The sequence below is a fragment of the Solirubrobacter soli DSM 22325 genome, from assembly GCF_000423665.1.
Taxonomy (GTDB): Bacteria; Actinomycetota; Thermoleophilia; order Solirubrobacterales; family Solirubrobacteraceae; genus Solirubrobacter; species Solirubrobacter soli.
In genome coordinates this window covers 92,953-113,436 of sequence record NZ_AUIK01000023.1, presented here as the reverse complement: position 1 = coordinate 113,436, position 20,484 = coordinate 92,953, and the positions used below count along the sequence as shown (strand labels likewise).

Annotated in this window: 24 protein-coding genes and 1 tRNA gene; 9 read left to right on the top strand and 16 right to left on the bottom strand. The window is 70.3% G+C overall.

Features of this window, described 5'->3' with window-relative positions:
* Positions 1-9: 9 nt before the first annotated feature.
* The 5 genes from thiL to G569_RS0118095 form a co-directional block, all read right to left on the bottom strand.
* A complete protein-coding gene (thiL, locus tag G569_RS49525; RefSeq protein WP_306765081.1) occupies positions 10-963 on the bottom strand; it encodes a thiamine-phosphate kinase in 954 nt (317 codons plus the stop codon).
* A 59-nt stretch (positions 964-1,022) separates the two neighbouring features.
* Positions 1,023-1,241 (bottom strand): translation initiation factor IF-1, encoded by a 219-nt coding sequence (gene infA / locus G569_RS0118110; protein ID WP_028064451.1) that lies wholly within the window; start codon positions 1,239-1,241, stop codon positions 1,023-1,025.
* 1 nt (position 1,242) lies between these two features.
* Positions 1,243-1,446, bottom strand: a complete 204-nt coding sequence (locus G569_RS0118105) for a cold-shock protein (protein ID WP_028064450.1) — start codon at positions 1,444-1,446, stop codon at positions 1,243-1,245.
* Positions 1,447-1,572: 126 nt separating this feature from the next.
* The gene (locus tag G569_RS0118100; protein WP_028064449.1) at positions 1,573-3,762 is read right to left on the bottom strand and encodes a transglycosylase domain-containing protein; all 2,190 of its coding nucleotides are present in this window, start codon (positions 3,760-3,762) and stop codon (positions 1,573-1,575) included.
* Between the two features lie 34 nt (positions 3,763-3,796).
* The gene (locus tag G569_RS0118095) at positions 3,797-4,558 is read right to left on the bottom strand and encodes a mechanosensitive ion channel family protein (protein WP_028064448.1); all 762 of its coding nucleotides are present in this window, start codon (positions 4,556-4,558) and stop codon (positions 3,797-3,799) included.
* Here G569_RS0118095 and G569_RS58315 point away from each other — a divergent pair.
* From G569_RS58315 to G569_RS58305, 3 genes are read left to right on the top strand one after another with little or no spacing between them, the layout of a single operon-like run.
* Positions 4,557-5,219: an HAD family hydrolase gene (locus G569_RS58315; RefSeq protein ID WP_053226569.1), complete on the top strand. Its 663-nt coding sequence runs from the start codon at positions 4,557-4,559 to the stop codon at positions 5,217-5,219. The genes G569_RS0118095 and G569_RS58315 overlap by 2 nt on opposite strands.
* A 5-nt stretch (positions 5,220-5,224) precedes the next feature.
* Positions 5,225-6,058, top strand: a complete 834-nt coding sequence (locus tag G569_RS58310; RefSeq protein ID WP_028064447.1) for a CPBP family intramembrane glutamic endopeptidase — start codon at positions 5,225-5,227, stop codon at positions 6,056-6,058.
* Positions 6,055-7,041 (top strand): L,D-transpeptidase, encoded by a 987-nt coding sequence (locus G569_RS58305; RefSeq protein ID WP_053226567.1) that lies wholly within the window; start codon positions 6,055-6,057, stop codon positions 7,039-7,041. Before G569_RS58310 ends, G569_RS58305 begins: the two co-directional genes overlap by 4 nt.
* On the opposite strand, the gene G569_RS0118075 is transcribed toward G569_RS58305, so the two are convergent.
* Complete coding sequence (locus G569_RS0118075; RefSeq protein WP_037497456.1) at positions 6,996-8,108, bottom strand: carboxylate-amine ligase; 1,113 nt, start codon at positions 8,106-8,108, stop codon at positions 6,996-6,998. The genes G569_RS58305 and G569_RS0118075 overlap by 46 nt on opposite strands.
* A gap of 42 nt (positions 8,109-8,150) precedes the next feature.
* On the opposite strand from G569_RS0118075, the gene G569_RS0118070 reads away from it, so the two are divergent.
* The gene (locus tag G569_RS0118070) at positions 8,151-8,705 is read left to right on the top strand and encodes an orotate phosphoribosyltransferase (protein WP_037497455.1); all 555 of its coding nucleotides are present in this window, start codon (positions 8,151-8,153) and stop codon (positions 8,703-8,705) included.
* Here the strand turns inward: G569_RS0118070 and G569_RS0118065 are convergent.
* On the bottom strand, positions 8,702-10,489 hold the full coding sequence (locus G569_RS0118065; RefSeq protein WP_028064444.1) for a DUF1963 domain-containing protein: 1,788 nt from the start codon (positions 10,487-10,489) through the stop codon (positions 8,702-8,704). The genes G569_RS0118070 and G569_RS0118065 overlap by 4 nt on opposite strands.
* 3 nt (positions 10,490-10,492) lie before the next feature.
* Positions 10,493-10,564, bottom strand: a tRNA-Arg gene (locus tag G569_RS0118060).
* Between the two features lie 105 nt (positions 10,565-10,669).
* Between G569_RS0118060 and G569_RS49505 the strand changes: the two genes are divergently transcribed.
* Genes G569_RS49505 through G569_RS49495 form a run of 4 tightly spaced genes read left to right on the top strand, consistent with a single transcriptional unit; the run spans position 10,670 to position 14,769 of the window.
* Positions 10,670-11,665 (top strand): ABC transporter permease, encoded by a 996-nt coding sequence (locus tag G569_RS49505; protein WP_245602509.1) that lies wholly within the window; start codon positions 10,670-10,672, stop codon positions 11,663-11,665.
* A gap of 4 nt (positions 11,666-11,669) precedes the next feature.
* Complete coding sequence (locus G569_RS0118050) at positions 11,670-12,641, top strand: ABC transporter permease (RefSeq protein ID WP_028064443.1); 972 nt, start codon at positions 11,670-11,672, stop codon at positions 12,639-12,641.
* A complete protein-coding gene (locus G569_RS49500) occupies positions 12,641-13,699 on the top strand; it encodes an ABC transporter ATP-binding protein (RefSeq protein WP_053226565.1) in 1,059 nt (352 codons plus the stop codon). The genes G569_RS0118050 and G569_RS49500 overlap by 1 nt, the downstream gene beginning before the upstream one ends.
* The gene (locus G569_RS49495) at positions 13,696-14,769 is read left to right on the top strand and encodes an ABC transporter ATP-binding protein (RefSeq protein ID WP_053226563.1); all 1,074 of its coding nucleotides are present in this window, start codon (positions 13,696-13,698) and stop codon (positions 14,767-14,769) included. Before G569_RS49500 ends, G569_RS49495 begins: the two co-directional genes overlap by 4 nt.
* Positions 14,770-15,023: 254 nt before the next feature.
* On the opposite strand, the gene G569_RS58300 is transcribed toward G569_RS49495, so the two are convergent.
* From G569_RS58300 to G569_RS0118020, 4 genes are all read right to left on the bottom strand, one after another.
* Entirely contained in the window at positions 15,024-15,701 is a 678-nt protein-coding gene (locus G569_RS58300; protein ID WP_028064442.1) for a Clp protease N-terminal domain-containing protein, read from the bottom strand.
* Positions 15,686-16,402, bottom strand: a complete 717-nt coding sequence (locus G569_RS0118030) for an SDR family NAD(P)-dependent oxidoreductase (protein ID WP_028064441.1) — start codon at positions 16,400-16,402, stop codon at positions 15,686-15,688. The genes G569_RS58300 and G569_RS0118030 overlap by 16 nt, the downstream gene beginning before the upstream one ends.
* A gap of 12 nt (positions 16,403-16,414) precedes the next feature.
* Entirely contained in the window at positions 16,415-16,708 is a 294-nt protein-coding gene (locus tag G569_RS0118025; RefSeq protein WP_028064440.1) for an ArsR/SmtB family transcription factor, read from the bottom strand.
* 71 nt (positions 16,709-16,779) lie between these two features.
* On the bottom strand, positions 16,780-17,127 hold the full coding sequence (locus G569_RS0118020; RefSeq protein ID WP_169542176.1) for an SRPBCC family protein: 348 nt from the start codon (positions 17,125-17,127) through the stop codon (positions 16,780-16,782).
* 75 nt (positions 17,128-17,202) lie between these two features.
* Here G569_RS0118020 and G569_RS0118015 point away from each other — a divergent pair, with 75 nt between their 5' ends.
* Positions 17,203-17,817 (top strand): ATP-dependent Clp protease proteolytic subunit, encoded by a 615-nt coding sequence (locus G569_RS0118015; RefSeq protein WP_028064438.1) that lies wholly within the window; start codon positions 17,203-17,205, stop codon positions 17,815-17,817.
* Here the strand turns inward: G569_RS0118015 and G569_RS0118010 are convergent.
* Genes G569_RS0118010 through G569_RS58295 form a run of 4 tightly spaced genes read right to left on the bottom strand, consistent with a single transcriptional unit; the run spans position 17,796 to position 20,347 of the window.
* Positions 17,796-18,389, bottom strand: coding sequence for a hypothetical protein (locus G569_RS0118010; protein ID WP_028064437.1), 594 nt, complete (start codon positions 18,387-18,389; stop codon positions 17,796-17,798). The genes G569_RS0118015 and G569_RS0118010 overlap by 22 nt on opposite strands.
* A gap of 10 nt (positions 18,390-18,399) precedes the next feature.
* Entirely contained in the window at positions 18,400-18,822 is a 423-nt protein-coding gene (gene dtd / locus G569_RS0118005) for a D-aminoacyl-tRNA deacylase (RefSeq protein WP_028064436.1), read from the bottom strand.
* Positions 18,819-19,769 carry a galactose-1-phosphate uridylyltransferase gene (locus G569_RS0118000; RefSeq protein ID WP_037497452.1) on the bottom strand — a complete coding sequence of 317 codons (951 nt, stop codon included), beginning with the start codon at positions 19,767-19,769 and terminating at the stop codon, positions 18,819-18,821. Before G569_RS0118000 ends, dtd begins: the two co-directional genes overlap by 4 nt.
* Complete coding sequence (locus tag G569_RS58295) at positions 19,769-20,347, bottom strand: TlpA family protein disulfide reductase (protein ID WP_053226561.1); 579 nt, start codon at positions 20,345-20,347, stop codon at positions 19,769-19,771. The genes G569_RS0118000 and G569_RS58295 overlap by 1 nt, the downstream gene beginning before the upstream one ends.
* Between the last annotated feature and the right edge of the window lie 137 nt (positions 20,348-20,484).

Sequence of the window (20,484 nt, the reverse complement as noted above, 5' to 3'; positions counted from 1 at the left end):
CTGGCGCAACTAAGCGTGCTCGTACCCCCGCCAGGCCTCCGAGCCTGGCGGGGCGCCTCTCCACACCACGCCAGGAGGCCCCTCAACCACCTCACCGATCCAGGTGAGGCCCGCCACATCGCTCGAGCGAGCGACGCAGGCGCACAACTCGTAGTCCTCTCCTCCGGTCGCGGCCAGCTCCATCGCCGAGACCCCCAGCGCAGCCGCCACCTCCGGCACCCCCTTGGCCAGAGGCAGCGCCCCTGCGTCCAGTTCGATGCGCACGCCGCTCGCGTCGGCGATCCGCCGTGCGTCCGAAGCCAGTCCGTCAGACAGGTCGAGCATCGCGCTCGCCCCCGCGCGTGCCAGCGCCCGCCCCGCCTCCAGCCGCGGGCGCGGGCGCAGGTAGCGGCACACGAGGTGGTCGTGGACGGAGCGCGGAAGCGCGAACCGCCCGGCTTCGCCGTCGAGCACGGCCAATCCGGCCGCGGCGGCGCCCAGCGTCCCGGTGACGCCCACGCGGTCGCCCACGCGCGCGCCGTCCCGGCCCACCAGCGCGTCGGAGGACGGCGCCCAGCCGACCACGGTGACCGCCAGCGTCAGCGCCGGCCCGCGCGCGAGATCGCCGCCGGCGATCGTCACGCCGCTCTCGGCGGCCAACGCCTCGGCGCCGCGATGGATCGCGATCACGTCGTCGTCGCCCAGTGTTGACGGCAGCACCACGCTCAGGTACGCCTCGCCCGCTTCGGCGCCCATCGCCGCCACATCGGAGAGCGCACCGGCAAGTGCGCGCCACCCCACGTCCTCCGGGGTCGCCTGGCCGAGCCGGAAGTGGGTGCCGTCGACCATCACGTCGGTCGAGATCGCCGCGACCCCGTCCGCCCGCACGACCGCGGCGTCGTCGCCGATCCAGCGCACGACTCGGGAACCCGGGCGCACGGAGAGCGCATCCCGGATCGCCGAGATCAGCCCAAGTTCACCCAAACCACACCCGGGATGCCTGATCTACGCGGGCGGGCCGCTTGCGCCGTGGTCCAGCTCGCTCAGCGATGGCGGTAGACGATCCGCGCTCGGTTGAGGTCGTACGGCGAGACCTCTACGCGGACGCGGTCGCCCGGGAGGATGCGGATACGGAACCGCCGCATCTTGCCGGCGACGTGTCCGAGCACCTCGTGCCCGTTGTCGAGCTGCACCCGGAACATGGCGTTCGGGAGCGCCTCGACGACCTCGCCTTCGAACTCGACCTTGTCTTCCTTCGCCAAACTAAATGACCCTGACGTTCGTGGCCTGAGGGCCTTTCGTGCCCTCGCCGAGCTCGAACTCGACCTTTGCGCCTTCGGCCAGCGTCCGGAAGCCATCACCCGCGATCCCGGAGAAGTGGACGAACGCGTCCTTGCCTCCGTCATCGGGCGTGATGAAGCCGAAGCCCTTCTCGTCGCTGAACCACTTCACGACACCGGTAGCCATCTGACAGCACTCCTCATTGGATCTGCATGCGCGAGGGGTGCTGCCGGCACTGCCTTCCCGCATACCACCACGACCGCCTCCGGCGGCCCTGACGGCGCAAGTTGTACCAGTGTTTGGGGGTGAGGGCTAGCCGTCGGTCGGGGCTTGCGTACCGCCGCCCGGATCCGCCTGCGGTGGCGTCTCGTAGGCGTTGGGATCGAAGTTGCCGTTGTTATCGGTCGTGGGCTTCTTCTGATCGCCGCCGTTGGCGGGGTCCTGCGTGTCCGCGCCAGGCTTGGTCTGCGTGTCCGGAGCGTTGGGATCGACCGGCTTGCCGTTCTCGTCCTTCTTCTCGTCGTCCTTGCCGCCCATACGCGCGTAGTGGCCGTCGAACGGCGAGCTCGTGAAGGGCTCGGTCGGCTTCTTGAAGTCGCCGCAGTACTTGCCGACGGCCTTCTTCATGTACTCGCCCCAGATGTCGGCGGGGTAGGTGCCGCCGTCGATGTTGCCGCCGGTCGGCGCGTACATGCCGTTCATCGAGATCGCGGCCGAGCCGGGGAAGCCGACCCACACGGCGGTCGACAGCCGGGGCGTGAAACCGACGAACCAGGCGTCGATGTTCTTGTCGGTCGTGCCGGTCTTGCCGCCGGCGGGGCAGCCGATGTTGGCGTGCGTGCCCGTGCCGCCCTGGATGTTCTGCTGCAGGATCTTCGTCGCCTCATAGGTGACGCCATCCGAGAACGCCTTCACACGGTGGATGCGCCAGCGCTTCGGGAGCTTCTGCGTCTTGCCCTTGACGACGACCTTCTTGATGATCCGCGGGCGGTTGCGGTAGCCGCCGTTGGCGATCGTCGCGTAGGCCGAGGCCATCTCGAGCGGCGAGACGCCGTTCTCGAGGCCGCCGAGCGACTCGGCGCAGAAGCCGTTGAGCTTGGACTTGATGCCCATCATCCGCGCGGTCTCCTTGACCTTGTCCGGCCCGAGGTCGGACGTCAGCTGCGCGTAGACCGAGTTGTCGGACGCCAGCGTGGCGCTCACGAGGTTGATCGAGCCGCGCCCCGAGCCGCTGTAGGTCTTGACCTTCCACGGGCTGGCGGGCGAGCCGCAGGGCGGGTCGTCGAGCTCCATCGTGCCGCGCGACACGTAGGAGGTCGAGCTCGGGTTCACGCCCTCGCGCAGCGCGGTCAGCAGCACCATCGTCTTGAACGACGAGCCGGGCTGGCGATGGCCCTGGGCGGCGAGGTTGAACTTCGACTTGCCGTACTGCGCGGAGGAGGCCATCGCGACGATGTTGCCGGTGGCCGGGTCGATCGAGACGATCGCGGATGAAGGACCGACGTTGGCGAGCTTGTCGGCGATCGCCGCGCGCGCCTCCTTCTGCTTGTTCAGGTCGATCGTCGTGTAGACCTTGTAGCCGCCGCGCTGGACGTTCTTGCGGCCGTACTCCTTGATCAACTCGGACTGGACGAAGTCCAGGACGTAGCGCTCGCGGGCCTTCTGGAAGTAGCGCTCCATGTGCAGCCCGAGGCCCTTCTTCATCTCCTTCTGCGCGGTCGCGCGGGAGATGTAGCCGAGCTCGGCCATCTTGCCCAGCACCTCGTTGCGGCGCTTCTTGGTCCCGCTCGCGTTGAGCACCGGCGAGTACTGCGACGGCGCCTGCGGCATGCCGGCGAGCATCGCGGCCTCGCGCAGGGTCAGGTCCTGGACGCGCTTGTTGAAGTACAGGCGCGCCGCGGCGCCCGCGCCGATCGCGGACTGGCCGCCGACGGTGCCGTAGGGCACGTTGTTGAGGTACTTGCCGAGGACCCAGTTCTTCGGGTCCTTGTGCGCGGCCTCGAGGTCGCGCGCGAGCCGCGCCTCCTTGATCTTGCGCTGGTAGCCCTTCAAGCCGCCGCGGGTGTCGTCCTGCGTGTAGAGGATCTTCACCAGCTGCATCGTCAGCGTGGAGCCGCCCTGCACGGTCTTGTGCTCGGTGGCGTTCTTGACCGCCGCGCGGATGATGCCCTCGTAGTCGACGCCCTTGTGCTTGTAGAAGCGCTCGTCCTCGATCGCGACGGTCGCCTGCTTGAGCACCGTCGGGAACTGGTCGGCCGCGACGGGCTGGACGAGGTCGTCGGACTGGATGTAGCCGAGCCGGGTCTTGCCGTCGGAGGCGAACACCTCGGACAGCGACCCCGGGTTCTTCGGCACGAAGGTCGAGAGGGCGGGCGCGGAGTTGGCGGTACGCAGCACCCAGGTGACCGCGGCACCGGCCGCGCCGGCACCGGCGAGGAGCACGATGAAGACCCCGAGGAGGATCCATCGACCGTAATGGGCGCCCTGTTGGCGCCGCCTCATGCGCGCAGAATGACTCAAGGGCGAACGTCGGATTCTAGGTCGGGTTGCTTAAACCTCCCCTTAGAAGGCCTTCCTGACGCAGTCTCTTGAGGCACTGGCGGCGCAGCGCGGCCTCGGCCGGAGCCTTCTCCGGAGGGGTCACGGGGTCGCTTCCCACCGCCAATCTCGTGCCCCACGGGACCGCCTCGGCGACGCTCACATCCTGGCCTGTCTCATCGTGCAACGCTTCGACCGCGCGCTCGACGTCGGCCTCGGGCGGGACCCACACGGCGACGTCCAGCGCGACCAGGTCGACCTTGAGCGTGTCGTTCTTGAGAATGCCGCCGGCGAGCTTCTCGTTCGGGATCACGATCCGCTGCTCGGAGGGGGTGCGCAGGACGGTGTGGTTGAGGCTGACGTCCTCGACGACGCCGTAATTTGCCTCGAACGTCACCCAGTCGCCGACGCGGATCGGCTGCGTGATCGCGAGCATGATCCCGGCGATGAAGTTGGCCAGCACCTGGCGGGCGGCGAAGCCGACGATCGCGGCGGCGATCGCCCCCGACGCCAGCAGGCTCGTCGCCAACTGGTTGATCCCGGTGAAGCCCGAGAGGGCGATCGCGATCCCGATCAGCAGGATCACCGCATAGATCAGCCGGCGCACGAAGCGCAGCCGGGTCGCGCCCTCGCGACTGATCCGCTCGCTCGCGAGCTTCGCCGCGCGTCCCCGGAACGCCCGGTCGAGCAGCGTCGCGGCCGCGAACGCGATCAGGAGCGCGGCGCCCGCTTGTATCCAGGTGCCAGCATCCGCATCCATGGCGCGGCAACCTATACCCCGGGCGATCCTGCTCGACGCGCTCGGCACGCTGCTGACGTTCGAGTCGCCCGTGCCGCACCTGCGGGCCGCGCTCGTCGAGCGGACCGGCACCGACATCGGCGAAGCGGCGGCCAAGGAGGCGATCCGGGCCGAGATCGCGTACTACCGCGCGCACCTCGACGAAGGGCGCGACGCCGAGTCGCTGCTCGACCTGCGGCTGCGCTGCGTGGACGCGATGCGGCTGCCGTACGACCGCGAGCTCGTCTTCGCGGCGCTGATGGACTCACTGCGCTTCCACGCGTACGCCGACAGCGCGCCGTTCCTGCGCGAGGCGCGCTCGCGTGGCATCCGGACGGTCGTCGTCTCCAACTGGGACTTCTCGCTGCATGAGCGCCTGCGGGAGACCGGGCTGGCGGGGCTCCTCGACGGCGCGATCGCGTCGGCCGAGATCGGCTCGGCCAAGCCCGACGGCGCGATCTTCGCCGCGGCGCTGGAGCTCGCCGGCGCGCGCCCGGACGAGACCTGGCACGTGGGCGACACGCCCGAGGCCGATGTCGCCGGCGCGCGGGCGGCGGGGATCCACCCCGTCCTGATCGCGCGCGACGGGACGGCTCCCGCCGGCTCGGTCCGTTCGCTCACCGAGCTCATACCCTTGCTCTGAACTTGATGACAGAGCCCGAGATCCCGCTTCCGCCGCCGCCGGAGCCCCGTGAGCCGACGGTGCCGGTCTGGGCCCCGTTCGCCGCGCTGCTCGCGGTGCTCATCATCGTGAGCATCACCGCCGCGGCGGTCTACGGCGTCGTCAAGGCCTCCGATCCCACGATCAAGAGCGCCGACGACCTGCCGGACGCGGCGACGCTGGCACTGACGTTCTTCCAGGACCTCGTGTTCGTCTTCGGCGCCTGGATCGCGGTCAAGCTCGCGCTGGGCACGGCCACGCTCGCGCAACTGGGCCTGCGGCCGGTGCGCGACTGGAAGACCGCGCTGAAGTGGGCGGGCGGCGCGTACGCGATCTTCTGGGGGATCGCGCTCGTGCTCGCGCTGGTCTTCGGCAATCCCGACGACCAGAACCTGGTGACCGACCTCAAGGCCGAGAACTCGACGCTGATCCTGATCGGCTGGGCGGTCCTGATCTGCGTCCTGGCGCCGGTCGTGGAGGAGTTCTTCTTCCGCGGCTTCATGTTCGGCGTCTTCGTCAAACGGATGCCGCTGCTGTGGGCGGCGCTGCTCGACGGGGTGGTCTTCGGCCTCGGTCACGCCCCCGCCGCGCCCATCCAATTGATCGCGCTCGGCGCGTTCGGGTTCGGGTTGTGTCTGCTTTATTGGCGCACACAGTCCATCATTCCCTGCATGGCTCTCCACGCCCTCAATAATTCGATCACGTTCGGGGCGACGAAAGACCTCGACGGCGGCCTGTTCGCCGCCGTCGTGGTTCTCAGCGTCGGCACCGTGATCGCCGGCGGCACCGCCGTCGCCCGCCGCGCGGCGGTGGCCGGATGAAGCGGTCGGCGCTCGCGCTCCTCGGAGTGCTCGCGCTGCCCGCCACGGCCGCCGCACAGACGCCTCCCACGCCCACGCCGACGCCCACCCCGCCTCCGGCCCCCGCGCCGGCGACGGCCGCGCTGAGCGTGTCCGCCACGGGTGCCCTGACGAAGACCGCCGCGCTCACCGGCCGCTCGTTCGTCGCACGGGTCGTGATGAAGCCCTACGTGGCCAACGAGGGCGCCGTGCTCCGGGTCTACCGGGGCAAGAAGAAGATCAAGGTCAAGTCGCTCACGTTCAAGCCGGTCGCCGGCGGGACGTCGGGCGTGGCCGAGATCAAGGTCGCCTCGAAGGTCTCCGGCACCGTGACGCTGAAGGCGTCGCACCGTGCCACCCCCGGCCTCGCGACCGTGGTCGCCAAGCCGGTCAAGATCAGCGTCGTCAACGCGTACGCCGGCCCGGGCTCCAAGGGGCCGCAGGTGAAGTGGCTCCAGAACAAGCTGGCGTCGCTGCACTACGTCACGTCGCGCTCGGGCGTCTACGACGCCGCCACGGGCCGCGCGATCATGGCCTGGCGCAAGGTCGCGGGCTACTCGCGCACATACACGGCGACCGCCGACGTGTTCGCGGGGATGCTCAAGGGCCGCGGCGTCTTCAAGGTCCGCCATCCCAAGGACGGCCACCACGTCGAGGCGCGGCTGAACCAGCAGGTCCTGGCGCTGATCAACGGCTCCAAGGTCGAGCGGATCTACCACACCTCGTCGGGCAAGCCGTCGACGCCGACCGTCCAGGGCAAGTTCAGCGTCTACATGAAGACGCCGGGCACCAACGCCAAGGGCATGGTCGACTCGAGCTACTTCATCCGCGGTTACGCGATCCACGGCTACGCGGACGTCCCGGCGTACAACGCCAGCCACGGCTGCCTGCGGGTGCCGGTGCCGAACGCCCGGTCGATCTACGACTGGCTGCGGATCGGCGACGTGGTCTGGGTCGAGCCGTAGGTCTCGTCGGCGAGCCGGGCCAGCAGGCCCGGCATGCCGCCGGAGGCGTGGGCCTCGCGCATGCGGTCCGCGCCGCCGCCCTCGCGCAGGACGCGTTCGATCTCCTCGAGCGCGTCCTCGCCGTCGAGGTCGCGGGCGTACGGTCGCGCCAACTCGAGCGCGTCGGCGCCGACCTCGCGGATCGGCCGCATCGCGCCGCGCCACCAGATCGTCGCGTCGACGCCGTCGCGGGCGGCGCGGAAGCTCGACTCCTTCAGCGCCTCGCTGGGCGGCGTGGGCTCGTGGTTGCCGTCGGCGCAGGCGACCGCGAGCGCGTGGATCAGCGCCGCCAGGCCGGTGACGGTCTCCAGCCGCGACTGCGCGTCCATCGCGCGCACCTCGACCGTGCCGAGGTTCGGGCTCGGGCGGATGTCCCACCACAGGTACGTGTAGTCGTCGACGTCGGCGGCCTTGATGCACCACTCGACCAGCGCCTCGTACTCGGCCCAGTTGGCGAACGCCGGGGGGATCGTGGAGCGCGGGAACGCCCGGAACGTGAGGGCGCGGGCGCTGGCCAGGCCGGAGTCCTGCCCGTGCCAGAAGGGCGAGTGCGCGGCGAGCGCCTGCAGGAGCGGCAGGTGGGCGCGCAGGCCGTTGAACACGGTGATCGCCGTCTCGGCGTCCGGCATCCCGACGTGGACGTGCACGGCCGCCGTCGGCGTGCGGGCGACGAGGCCGCGCATCTCCCGGTGGATCGCCTCGTAGCGCTCGAGCGGGACGTGGATGACGTCGCCGAACGCGGCGCCGGGATGCATGCCGGCCCCGATGAACGCCGCGCCCGCGTCGCGCAGCTGCTCGCGGAAGCCCGCCAGGAACTCGACGCCTTCCGGCGCGCTCGACACCACCGGCGTCGAGCACTCGATCAACGCCTCATAGACGTCGTTGGTGATCGCTCCGCGCTCAGGCGTGAGCTTCGCCACGAGATCGCTCGCGATGTTCGCCGGGCGGAAATCCCGCTCATCAACGAGCAGGAGCTCCTCTTCGATGCCAAGGGCGAAATCGGCCTCCAGGCCGAAGTGCGGCTCCACACGCGCAGCCTACTGCCGCGACGCCCAATAGTGTCCAAATCGATGTCAGCAAAAGACACTTTGATCTCCGAACTGCGCCAGCACGCCCTCGTGATCGGCGAGGTCACGCTCACCTCGGGCGCGACCGCGCAGTACTACGTCGACGCCAAGCGGGCGATCCTGCGACCGACCGGGTTCGCCGCCCTCTCCGAGCTCGTCGCGGGCTTCGCCCGTCAGTGGGAGGCGACCGCGGTCGGCGGCCTCACGATGGGCGCCGACGCCCCGGCCTGCGCCGCGCTGGCGGGCGGCGCCGACGTCAAGGCCTTCTTCGTGCGCAAGGAGACCAAGGCGCACGGGCTGCAGCGCAAGATCGAAGGCCCGATGCTCGAGCCGGGCGAGCGGTGCCTGATCGTCGAGGACGTCGTGACCAGCGGCGGCTCGACCGTGCAGGCGATCGAGGCCGTGCGCGCCGAGGGCTACGACGTCGTCGGCGTCGTCTCGATCCTCGACCGGCTGGCGGGCGGCGCGGCGAAGATCGCCCTGGCCTCTGACGACGCGCCGTACGAGGCGCTCGCGACGATCGACGAGGTCTACCCGGACCGCCCCGACCGCGGTTAGCCGCTCTGAGGGGTCACGGTGACGTCGTCCCAGCGGCCGGCGCGGATGACGCCCGGCTCGGCGTGGAACGTGAGGTCCGCGCCGTCGAGCCATTCGAAGCCGAGGACCCGGTCGTAGCCGATGTGCAGCAGGTTGAGCTCGTCCGGCCCGCGCGGGTCCCACTGCACGGCGCAGGGATGGCCGAGCACGAGGTGGATGGGCATGCGCTCGGCCAGCTCGTCGTAGTAGAGCCGGTCGTAGCCGAGCTGCTCGGCGGCGGAGAGCCCCTCCGGGTTCTGACGCGGCGCGAGCGCGGGTTCGAAGCGCACCCTCCGCTCCGCGAGCAGCGGAGGGAGCATGTCGGGGTCGCGATCCGGCTCGTCGGGCGGGTCGACCGGGTGGGTGGGTGTGCCCGCGGGGATGAAGACGATCCGGACCCGCGGGTCGCTCGCGGGCGTCGGGTCCCACAGCTCGCCCTCCTCGGTCAGGTCGGCGAAGAACACCAGCGTCCCGTCGCGCGGCAGGACGTCGCGGCCCTCGATCTCGGGGACCTCGTCGAGCGCGATCGTCGCGAGATGGGTGAGCGCGCGGCCGTCGGCGGTCGGCCAGGCGCCGGTCAGCTCGGGGCGTCCGCCGAGCCGGCTCGTGCCCGTTCCGCCGGGGAGGAGCGCGAGGCCCCAGCGGGCGTCTTCGGCCAGCCGCGCGGGCAGGCGGCGGGCCGTCAGCACCGACGCCAGTTCCTCTCTTGAGGCGGGCACGCGCTCGAGGGGCGCCACCGCGCTCGGCGCGACATCGGGCAACCTCGGTGTCCCGGCGCCAGCGACGCCGACCGGCCATGGCGCGTCGGCGAGCCGCTCCTGCAACCGCTCGGCGAGCACAGGTGACCAGTGGGTGCCGCGCTGGCGCAGCGAGCGCCAAGCGCGCAGCCCGTGTTCGTCGAGCAACCCGAGCAGCGGGATGCTCGGCTTCCAGCAGGAGCTGAAGGCGTCATCGGCGCCGACCCGCGCGGCCGCGTCCTCGAAGTAGGCGCGGTCGACCGGGATCGCGACGGGCTCCTCGTCGTGCTCGAACCGGCTGTCGACGCGGACGGCGAACGCCCCACCGTCAACGGCGCGCGGCACCGCATCGGCGAGCGCGTCGACCCAGGCCGCGAACGCCGCCTCGCGGTCGAGCGGATCGGGCTCGTAGCCGTGGAGCGCCCGGTCCCAGACGACGGCGTCGCCGTCGCGGACGCGCAGCAGGCCGGCGTCGTCGTACTCGCCGGTGATGTCGTTCGCGCGGACGCAGTGGGCGCCCTCCCACTCGCAGCGCGTCGCCTCGACGCCGTCCTCTGTCGCCGTGGCGAACCCGATCGGGCGGCCGTCGGCGTCGTGGTCGATCCACGTGACCGACGAGATGCCCGTCGCGGTCTGGAAGTGGATGACCTCGAGCCGGTCGCCCTCGTGGCGCAGCAGGTCCGTGTGGATCACGGTCTGGCCCGGCGCGCCGGGCACGTACTCCTCGCTCGGGTGCGCGAGGACCGCGGCCGGCGGCTCACCGCCGGGGCTGTGCACCGAGCGGACGAGGACGGCGCGGCCGGACTCGTCCAGACCCGCGAGTAAGTCCCATTCGCCAGGCTCCTGCAAGATCCGTGGCGGCGGCGCGTTGCGCGGTGGTGGGAGCGGGACCGGCGGGATCCACAGCTCCCGGGCGGTCCCGAAGACCATCTGCGCGACGGCGGTCTCGATCTCGGCGCGCAGCGCAGCGCGGGCGTTCGGGCGGCGCCTCAGGTCGCGCAGACGCGCTTGGACGCCGTCATCGATCACTCATGCCCCCGGCAGGAATCGAACCTGCATCCCGCGCTTAGGAGGCGCGTGCTCTATCCATTGAGCTACGAGGGCCGCCGAGAAGGGTATGGGGAAGCGAATGGAGCGGCTCGCAAGGTGTAGTTTGTTCACTGGTTCGGGGAATCAGGGGGAGCAACCCACCCGAGGGGAGCAATCGAATTGAGTACGGGAACAGGCGCCAGCGATCTGCTGAACGCCGAGGAAAGCGGCGTCGATGAGATCGTCGCCGGTAAGGCGCCGGTCACAGCGCGCTCGCCGCTGCAACTCTTCTGGCGTCGCTTTCGCAAGGACAAGGTCGCGATGGCCGCGCTGGTGTTCATCGTGCTCCTGGTCCTGGTGGCGATCTTCGCCCCACTGATTCGCAAGATCCTCGACACGCCGCCGCCGAACGACAACAACCCGGCGGCGTTGGATGACTTCGGGCTGCCGTCCGGCCCGAGCGGCACGCACTTCTTCGGTGTCGACGACCTCGGGCGCGACGTGTTCTCCCGCGTTCTCGACGGAGCGCGGGTCTCGCTGCTGGTGGCCTTCGTCGGCACCGGCCTGTCGGTGGCCATCGGCGTGACGATGGGCATGATCTCGGCGTTCTATCGCGGTTGGGTGGACACCGCGATCGCCCGCACGATCGACGTGCTGCTGGCGTTCCCCGTGCTGCTGCTCGGCCTCGGCCTGGCGTCGGCGTGCTCGACCAAGGACGGCTGCCTGGGCGGAGCGCTCGAGCCGGGTCTGAAGGTCGTGGTCGTGATCATCGTGCTCGCCAACTGGCCGTACGTCGCCCGCATCATCCGCGGCCAAGTGCTCTCGTTGCGCGAGAAGGAGTTCGTCGAGGCCTCCAGGTCGCTCGGCGCCTCCAACAAGCGGATCATCTTCCGCGAGATCCTGCCGAACCTGGTCGCGCCGATCATCGTCTACACGACGCTGTTCATCCCGGCCAACATCATTCTCGAGGCCTCGCTGTCGTTCCTCGGCGTGGGCGTGACGCCGCCGCAGGCGTCGTGGGGATCGATGCTGTCCGACGCCTCGACGATCTTCGCCTCGGCGTGGTGGTACATGTTGTTCCCGGGCCTGGCGCTCGTCCTCACCGTCCTCGCGTTCAACCTCGTGGGCGACGGCATGCAGGACGCGCTGAACCCCAAGAGCTCACAGTCGAGGTGATCTAGTGGCCGCCTACATCGCCCGCCGCTTGGTCTGGGTGGTCTTCCTGCTGTTCGTGATCACGCTGATCACGTTCATCATCTTCAGCGTCCTGCCGTCCGGCGATCCCGCCGTCGCGCGCGCCGGCCGCCAGCCGTCGCCGGAGCTGATCCAGAACATCCGCGAGCAGCTCGGGCTCGACAAGTCCAAGCCGGTGCAGTTCGTCAACTACATCGGGGACCTGCTGCCGTTCCTCGGACACAACGGCATCTACTTCGGGTTCAGCTACAACAACAACACCGAGGTCCTGCCCGAGATCCTGGACCGGCTCCCCACGACGCTCTTCCTGACCGCCGGCGCCGTGATCCTGTGGCTCTCGATCGGCATCCCGATCGGCGTGCTCTCCGCCGTCAAGACCGGCACGTGGCTGGACCGCATCGCGATGGGCATCGCGCTGATCTTCATCTCGGCGCCCGTCTACTTCCTCGGCCTGGTCGCCCTCTACCTCTTCGACGACAAGATCGGCAAGTTCCCGATCCTGCCCGGCAACTCCGCCTACGGCGCCGCGACCACCTTCGCGGGGAAGGCCGAGGCCCTGATCATGCCGTGGTGCGTGCTCGCGGCGGCGTTCGCGGCGGTCTACGCCAGGTTCCTGCGCGGCAACCTGATCGACACGCTGCAGGAGGACTACATCCGCACCGCGCGGGCCAAGGGCCTGAGCGAGCGGCGCGTGGTCTTCCGGCACGGCGTCCGCGCGGCGATCACGCCGATCGTGACCCTCCTCGGTCTCGACATCGGCATCCTGCTCGGCGGCGCGATCCTGACCGAGACCGTCTTCAACATCCCCGGCATCGGCCGCTACGCGTACAACGCGATCGCCGTGTCCGACCTGCCGGTCATCCAGGGCACGGTGCTCTTCGGTGCGTTCTTCATCGTGATGATGTCCCTGGTCGTCGACATCCTCTATGCGTTCATCGACCCGCGAGTGAGGTACTGATGGCTCTCCTCGAGGTCGAGAACCTCCAGGTCCACTTCGAGACCGAGGACGGCCTGGTCAAGGCCGTCGACGGGATCTCCTACTCGGTCGATCGCGGCGAGACGTTCGGGATCGTCGGCGAGTCGGGCTCCGGCAAGTCGGTCTCGTCGCTCACCGTGATGGGCCTGAGCCGTGCCCGCAACGCGCGCATCAGCGGCAGCGTGCGCTTCGACGGCAAGGACCTGCTGGGCGCGTCCGAAGAGGACATGCGGCAGATCCGCGGCAACGACATCGCGATGATCTTCCAGGACCCGCTGTCCTCCCTGCATCCCTTCTACAAGGTGGGCGCGCAGATCGCCGAGGGCGTGCGGTCGCACCGAGACGTCTCCAAGGCGCAGGCGTGGGACCGGGCCGTCGAGATGCTCTCGCTGGTCGGGATCCCGGAGCCGCGCAAGCGCGCCGACTCCTACCCGCATGAGTTCTCGGGCGGCATGCGCCAGCGCGCGATGATCGCCATGGCCCTGGCCAACGATCCGAAGCTGCTGATCGCCGACGAGCCGACGACGGCGCTCGACGTGACCGTCCAGGCGCAGATCCTCGAGCTGATCGAGGATCTGCAGAGCGAGTTCGACACTGCGGTCGTCGTGATCACCCACGATCTCGGCGTGGTCGCCGAGATGGCCGACGAGATCGCGGTGATGTACGCCGGGCGGATCGTCGAGAAGGCCGACACGGACACGATCTTCGCGGCGCCCGAGCATCCCTACACCTGGGGTCTTCTCTCGTCGATCCCGCGGCTGGACTCGCCGCGCGGGGAGGAGCTCGTGCCGATCCCGGGCCGTCCGCCCTCGCTGATCACCCTGCCGGGCGGCTGCTCGTTCCACCCGCGCTGCCCGTACGTGCGCGAGGCGCACAAGCGCACCGACCCGCAGCTCGAGCTGGTGCCGGGCGCCGAGAACCACTCGGTGGCGTGCCTGCTCGCGCCGGAGACGCGGCGCAAGCTGTGGGGCGAGCTCCAGCAGGGCATCAAGCCCGACGAAGCGCGCCAAGAAGTGATGGAAGAGGAGAAGGCTGTATGAGCGTCGCCGCCAGCGAGGCCTCCTCGACCCCCACCCCGGCGGGCGAGACGCTGATGGAGGTCAGGGACCTCGTCAAGCACTTCCCGATCAACGCCGGCTTCTTCCGCCGCCAGGTCGGCGCGGTCCAGGCCGTCGACGGCGTGTCCTTCGACGTGATCCGCGGTGAGACGCTGGGGCTCGTGGGCGAGTCGGGGTGCGGCAAGTCCACCACCGCGCGCCTGTTGCTGCGCCTCGTCGATCCCACGTCGGGCTCGATCACGTTCAACGGCCGCGAGATCGCCGACATCAAGGGCTCCGAGCTGAAGAGCCTGCGGTCCGAGATGCAGATGATCTTCCAGGACCCGTACTCGTCGCTGAACCCGCGCAAGACGATCGGCTCGATCATCTCGGACCCGTTCGTCATCCACGGCATCAAGCAGACCAAGGCCGAGCGCAAGGCCACCGTCCAGGGCCTGATGGACACCGTCGGCCTCAACCCGGAGCACTACAACCGCTACCCGCACGAGTTCTCAGGCGGCCAGCGGCAGCGCATCGGCGTCGCCCGCGCTCTGGCTTTGAAGCCCAAGGTCATCGTCGCGGACGAGCCGGTCTCGGCGTTGGACGTCTCGATTCAGGCGCAGGTCCTGAACCTGCTGCGCGAGCTGCAGCGCGAGCTCGGCCTGACCCTGATCTTCATCGCCCACGACCTGTCCGTCGTGCGCCACATGTGCGACCGCGTCGCCGTGATGTACCTGGGCCGGATCGTCGAGCTCGCGACCTCCGACCAGCTCTACTCACACCCGCGCATGCCGTACACCGGCGCGCTGATGTCCGCCGTCCCGGTCGCGGACCCGCGGCTGGCGAAGGCGAAGAAGCGCCAGGTGCTGATGGGCGACGTCCCGTCCCCGACCAACCCACCCCCGGGCTGCCGGTTCCACACCCGCTGCTGGAAGGCGCAGGAGATCTGCCGCACCGACGACCCGGCGCTGGAGGCGAAGGCGGGCGGGAACCTGGCCGCGTGCCACTTCCCGCTGACGGACGCCGAGGTGCTCGAGCGGGTGCCGTCGGCGCGCAACGTGCACGAGTCATGACCGCTCTTGTTGGAGCGGCCGGCGTTGGCGCGTCGTGCGCTGAACTGCACTAGCACTGAGGGAGGGGGTCGCGGCTGCGCCCCGGCCGAGTAGGTCGTGCCGCCGTCCGCCGCGGCCCCTGCCCGTGCTGACTCGCCACTTCGTAGGGGTGTTCGACGTTTCGCCCCCGTACAGGGGCGAAACGTTCGCCACCCCCCGCGGAGTGCAGATGGACGTTCCTCAGGGGCCACACGAAGCCACGGCGCCCGCTCCAATCAGAGCGACCGGCGCAACCCGTCCACATCCACCCCCAGCGCCACGAGCGTCCGGTACGCGCCGCCCGTCTCATCACCGAGCGCGGACCGCAACAGGTCCGCGACGCCGATCATGTGGCTCGGGTCGGCGGCGGCGGCGCGGAGGGCTTCGGTGAACACCCGCCGCGCGTAGGCGGTGATCTTCTCGTCCGGGATGTCCTCGCCCACGAGCGTCGGCGCGGCGGCCATGCGGGCGTTCTCGACGGTCACGCCCGCGGCGCGCAGCGCGCCGGCGGCGATCGGGTCGCCCGCGCGGAGGATGCCGAGCAGGAGGTGCTCGGAGCCCATCCGAGGCGCGCCGAGCGCCGTCGCCTCCTCGCCCGCGAGTTGGACGGCGGCGCGCGCTTCGGGGGCGACGCGAAGGCGTGAAGGGGTCTCGGCGCCGGGCGGGGGCTCGGTCGCGGCGGCGAGCTCGCGGTACCGGCGATGGGCGGCCTGGCGGGAGATCCCGAGGGCTCGGGCGACGCTGCCGTAGGAGCTCCCGCCGTCGAGCGCGCGCCAGGCCTGGACGCGCTCGAAGGCGTCGAGCTCGCGCCGCAGGGCCGAGAGGGCGTGCAGGGCGACCTCGGGGTCGGAGGCGCGGACCGCGTGCTCGAGCAGCTCGACCAAGCGGTTCGGTTGGTCTACCGGGCGCTCCATCCCATGTCCATCGTCACCGGCACGCCCGTGAAGGTGGCGCCCCCCGGGCCGGCCAGGAAGGCGATCACGTCGGCGACCTCGGACGGCTCGATCAGGCGCTTGACCGCGTGCGGGGCGAGGATGACCTCCTCGAGGGCCTGCTCGGGGCTGATCCCCAACCGCTCGGCGTGGGCGGGCAGCTGTCCTTCGACCAGCGGCGTGCGCACGTAACCGGGGCACACCGCGGTGGCCGCGATCCCCGCCTCGGCGCCCTCGAGCGCCAGCGTCTTCACCAGCCCGAGCACCCCGTGCTTGGCCGCGACGTACGCGGCCTTGTACGGCGACGCGACCAGCGCATGCACGGACGCGACCGCGATGAACCGTCCCGCCCTGGACGCGGCCAGCGACGGCCAGGCGTGCTTGGCCAGCAGGAACGGGCTCGTCATGAGCAGCGCGACGATCGCGTCCCACCGGTCCTCCGGGAACTCGGCCACGGGCGCGACATGTTGGATGCCGGCGTTGGCCACGACGACATCGAGCCCGCCGAACGTGTCAACCGCGGCTGACACGGCGCCGGCGTTGCCCTCGCGCGTCGTCAGGTCGGCGATGTGGTCGGCGTCGCGCAGGTCGACCCCGAGCACGTCGTAGCCATCCGCGCGAAGGCGCTCGGATACGGCCTGGCCGATGCCCGAGGCGGCGCCGGTGACGAGGGCGGCTGGCATGCCGCCTATCCCTTACCCGCGCGCCCGCTCAGCCAGACGTGCGAGCCGCTGGTCCCACTGCGCGCCGACGTCCGCCATCCAGCCCATCGCGTCGACGAGCGGGGCGGGCGTGAGCGTGTACCGCGTCTCCCGCCCCTCGCGATGCGGCTGCACGAGGCCGGCCCGCTGCAACGCGGCCAGGTGCTTGGCCACGGCCTGGCGGGTGATGGGGAGCTCGCCCGCCAGCCGGGAGGCGGTCAGGTCGGGCTCGCGCGCGACCGACCGCAGAACCTCGCGGCGCGTGGGGTCCGAGAGCGCGAAGAACACGTCGTCGACGGACGCTCGAGCCTGAAGGTCGGATGATCGGGGCGGGGTGGAGGGGATGTCCCGCCTTCGTTCTACGCCGGGCAAAGGGAAGACACGGCGCTCAGCGCCATCAGCTTCGGTCCCCAGGTGACGGCGTCGGCCGCGTACCGGTGCTCGGTCACCACGAACCGCGTGCCCGACACGGCGTCCTCGAGCTGCCACTCGACCCGCGAGTCGCCCCAGCGGAACACGATCCGCTCGAACTCCGTGACCTCCTCGACGACGCCCTCGCGGTCGCCGACGCGCAGCGGCGCGTCCTCGGCGGCCTCGAACTCGACGTCATCGCCCAGCCACTCCTCGAGCTCGGCCGGTTCGGTGATCAGCTCCCACGCGCGCTCGCGATCGACGGGGAGGACGACTTCTCGGTTCACGACGGGCATCGGCGGCTCCTGCAACTCAAGGGTTGCGTTACAGGCTACCATGGGGAGAAACACGCAACTCGGAGGTTGCACGAAATGCCCCTAGTCCCCATGGTGGTGCAGCAGGACTCCCGCGGCGAGCGCTCGTTCGACATCTACTCCCGCCTGTTGCGCGAGCGGGTGGTGTTCGTGGGCGAGGCGATCGACGACACCGTCGCGAACCTCGTCGTCGCGCAGCTGCTGCACCTCGAGGCCGAGGACCCCGACAAGGACATCCAGATGTACATCAACTCCCCGGGCGGAGTGGTGTACGCGGGCCTCGCGATCTACGACACGATGCAGTTCGTCAAGCCCGACGTGGCCACGATCTGCTGCGGGATCGCGATGTCCGCGGGCTCGCTGATCCTGGCCGGCGGCGCGCCCGGCAAGCGCTCGTCGCTGCCGAACAGCCGGATCCTGATCCACCAGCCGTCAGGCGGCTTCCAGGGCCAGGCGACCGACATCCAGATCCACGCCAAGGAGGCGCTCGAGCTGCGCGAGCGCCTGGAGGAGATCTACGCCGACCACACCGGCAAGCCGAAGGAGGAGATCACCAACGACATGGAGCGCGACCGGTTCTTCACGCCCGCGCAGGCGAAGGACTACGGCTTGATCGACCGCGTGGTGATCGATCGCAACAACGGCAACGGCTACTCGTCGTCGTCTTCGTAGAGCGACTCGCGCACCAGCTCGTTCCCGGCGCCGTCCTTGAGCACGACGTCCAGGTAGGCGTCGTCATAGGCGTCGGGGGCGAGCAGCGTGAAGCGATCGCCGGTGACGTCGGCCTCGTCGACCGTGTCCGGCCCGAGCTCGGCGGCGACGATCCGGCCGCGGCGCTCGAAGGGCACGCCCCAGATCAGCGTCATCGCCGCCGTGTCCCGCTCGCCGCGCCAGCCACCGATGACCTCCTGGGAGATGTCCATCCGCCACTCGGGATGGTCGTCCGCCGTGTCGGCGGTGTAGTCCGCCCACGCGTAGAGGTCGACCGGCCCGTCGTCGGTGGGCGAGAACGACACGTAGCCGAAGAACTCGAACCCGCGCTCGGTGCGCGCGGTCGCCGGCACGTACGTCCGGCCCGACCAGGTCCGGTCCGGGAACCAGTGGATCTCCCCGGCAGCGCCGAGGTCGCCGTCCTCCTCCTCGGTCTCGACTCGCAGGCAGGCTCCGAGGAACTCGGCTTGGAGCGTCTCCTCCGGCGGCAGGTCGCCGTGCGGAGGCTCGGCGGCGAAGCGGCAGATCGGCATGGCCGCCAGCCTAGCCGGGAACCTGCAACATGAGCGTTACGGGGCCATCGTTGACGAGCTCGACGTCCATGTGCGCGCCGAAGACGCCGCGCCGCGCGTTCAGCCGCTCGCAGAAACGCTCGTAGAGCGGGATCGCGATCTCGGGCCGCGCGGCGTCGACGAACGCCGGCCGGTTGCCCTTGCGGGTGTCGCCGTACAGCGTGAACTGGGAGACGCAGAGCACCTCGCGGTCGCCCAGCGCCTCGTTCATCTTGCCGTCGGCGTCGCTGAAGATCCGCAGGTTGCGAACCTTCTCGGCGAGGCGGTCACAATCGGCCTCGGTGTCGGTATGCGTGACGCCGAGCAGGACGAGGAGCCCTGGTCCGATCGCCCCCGTCACCTGACCGTCGACCGTCACCGAGGCTCGCGCGACGCGCTGGACGAGCGCCCTCACCGCAACTCCGCCGCGGCCTGCTCGGGCGAGACGATGTTGAGGTTCACGCCCGTGCCGAGCTCCAGCCCGGCCATATGGGTCAGGCGCGGCTGGATCTCGATCCGCCAGGAGAAGTGCTCGGCGCCGCTGGGCGCGGTTCGCACCCACAGGTTCAGCGGGGGCGAGACGCCCAACCGCGTACGGAGTCGCCTCAACGCGTCATGGAGCAGCGCCGCGCCGGTCGGCCCATCGTCCTCGAAGCGCGCCCGGGCGCGCCGTGGCGCGAGCACGAGGTGGAACGGCACACGGGAGGCGTAGGGCGCCATCAGTACCGCCTCGTCGTCGATCGCGACGATCCGCTCGCGGCGCCGGACCTCCTCCTGCACGAGGTCGGCGAGCAGGTTCCCGCCCATCGTGCGCACGGCGTAGGCGCCGAAGCGCTCACGCTCGCGAGCGACCGCGGCGGGGACGAAGTCCAGTGCGTAGAGCTGCGCGTGGGTGTGCGGGATCGAGGCGCCGGCGGCGCGGTGCTCGTTGACGATCAGGTGCCGGCAGGCCGCGTCGCGGTGCTCGTGCATGCGCTCGCGCCAGACGTCGACCGCGAGCCGCACCTGCTCGACCGACAGGTCCGCGAGGTGCGAGACGTGATCCGCGGCGTTGATGATCACCTCGTGCCGCCCGGACGCGCGCTGCGCGGTGAAGAGGTCCGGGTGGGCGTCGCGCTCAGGCTCCTCGGGGTCCGGGACGAGCGCCGGGAACTTGTTCGGGACCACGCGGACCTGCCACGGGTCGCCGACGCGGGCGATCTCGGGCGGCGTCTGCTCCTCGTTGCCCGGGCCGAACGGGTCCGTCGCGGGATCGATCGGCGTGTCCGGCGGGATGTCGAACTCGGCGCCGGGCCGGTGGGCGCGGCCGTCGGCGACGATCACCTTCAGCCCCGTGAGCGGGTCGACGCGAACCTCAGGCACTACTTGAAATATCGATCGATGTCCTCGGTCAGCTGCTGTTCGCTCGTGTACGGCCCGGTGTGGATGTACGCCGTCTTGCCGTCCCGCCCGATGAACTGCGTCATCGGGAAGCCGACGGCGATCTCCTGCTTGCGGGCGATCTCGTCCTTCGGGTCGGTGTAGGACGGGAACGGGAGCGGGCGCGTGTCGAGGAACTTCTTCGCCGCGGTGTCCGAGTCGTGAGCGTTGAGGCCGAGGAACGCGATCTCCTTGCCGTGCGTGCGCGCCGCCTCCTGGAAGACCGGGAACTCGGCCTGGCAGGGGCCGCACCACGACGCCCACTTGTTCACGATCACCGGCGTGCCCTTCAATTCGGCGATCCGCTGGTCGAACGCGGACTCGCCGCCGCCGATCAGCGTGTTGGCCTGCGCGTAAAGCCCGTTGAGCGGCGCGGGGGCCGTCGCGAGCTCCTTTTTCGCGGCCGGCAGGTCGAAGTCGGTGCCGTCGCCGAGGTTTCCGCCCCCACCCGCTTGCGTCAGGCCGATGACCACGACCGCGACGAGCACGATCGGCACGGCGATGTACAGGACCCGGCGCATGAGACAAGAGGGTGGCAGATCGCGGACCTCGTCTTACGAACCTGCTTCAATAGTCACTGACTCGCCGGGAGCAAGACCGAGGGGAACGCCTACAGGCGCCTGGAGCTCCCGCCCGTGAGTCCCTTCTGGAGCGTCAT

Bases quoted from the DNA above. Each gene is read 5' to 3' on its own strand.
- G569_RS0118105 (WP_028064450.1), bottom strand. From the start codon at position 1,446: ATGGCTACCGGTGTCGTGAAGTGGTTCAGCGACGAGAAGGGCTTCGGC.
- G569_RS0118100 (WP_028064449.1), bottom strand. From the start codon at position 3,762: ATGAGGCGGCGCCAACAGGGCGCCCATTACGGTCGATGGATCCTCCTC.
- G569_RS58315 (WP_053226569.1), top strand. From the start codon at position 4,557: ATGGCGCGGCAACCTATACCCCGGGCGATCCTGCTCGACGCGCTCGGC.
- G569_RS0118095 (WP_028064448.1), bottom strand. From the start codon at position 4,558: ATGGATGCGGATGCTGGCACCTGGATACAAGCGGGCGCCGCGCTCCTG.
- G569_RS58310 (WP_028064447.1), top strand. From the start codon at position 5,225: ATGACAGAGCCCGAGATCCCGCTTCCGCCGCCGCCGGAGCCCCGTGAG.
- G569_RS58305 (WP_053226567.1), top strand. From the start codon at position 6,055: ATGAAGCGGTCGGCGCTCGCGCTCCTCGGAGTGCTCGCGCTGCCCGCC.
- G569_RS0118070 (WP_037497455.1), top strand. From the start codon at position 8,151: ATGTCAGCAAAAGACACTTTGATCTCCGAACTGCGCCAGCACGCCCTC.
- G569_RS49500 (WP_053226565.1), top strand. From the start codon at position 12,641: ATGGCTCTCCTCGAGGTCGAGAACCTCCAGGTCCACTTCGAGACCGAG.
- G569_RS49495 (WP_053226563.1), top strand. From the start codon at position 13,696: ATGAGCGTCGCCGCCAGCGAGGCCTCCTCGACCCCCACCCCGGCGGGC.
- G569_RS58300 (WP_028064442.1), bottom strand. From the start codon at position 15,701: ATGGAGCGCCCGGTAGACCAACCGAACCGCTTGGTCGAGCTGCTCGAG.
- G569_RS0118030 (WP_028064441.1), bottom strand. From the start codon at position 16,402: ATGCCAGCCGCCCTCGTCACCGGCGCCGCCTCGGGCATCGGCCAGGCC.
- G569_RS0118020 (WP_169542176.1), bottom strand. From the start codon at position 17,127: ATGCCCGTCGTGAACCGAGAAGTCGTCCTCCCCGTCGATCGCGAGCGC.
- G569_RS0118015 (WP_028064438.1), top strand. From the start codon at position 17,203: ATGCCCCTAGTCCCCATGGTGGTGCAGCAGGACTCCCGCGGCGAGCGC.
- G569_RS0118010 (WP_028064437.1), bottom strand. From the start codon at position 18,389: ATGCCGATCTGCCGCTTCGCCGCCGAGCCTCCGCACGGCGACCTGCCG.
- G569_RS58295 (WP_053226561.1), bottom strand. From the start codon at position 20,347: ATGCGCCGGGTCCTGTACATCGCCGTGCCGATCGTGCTCGTCGCGGTC.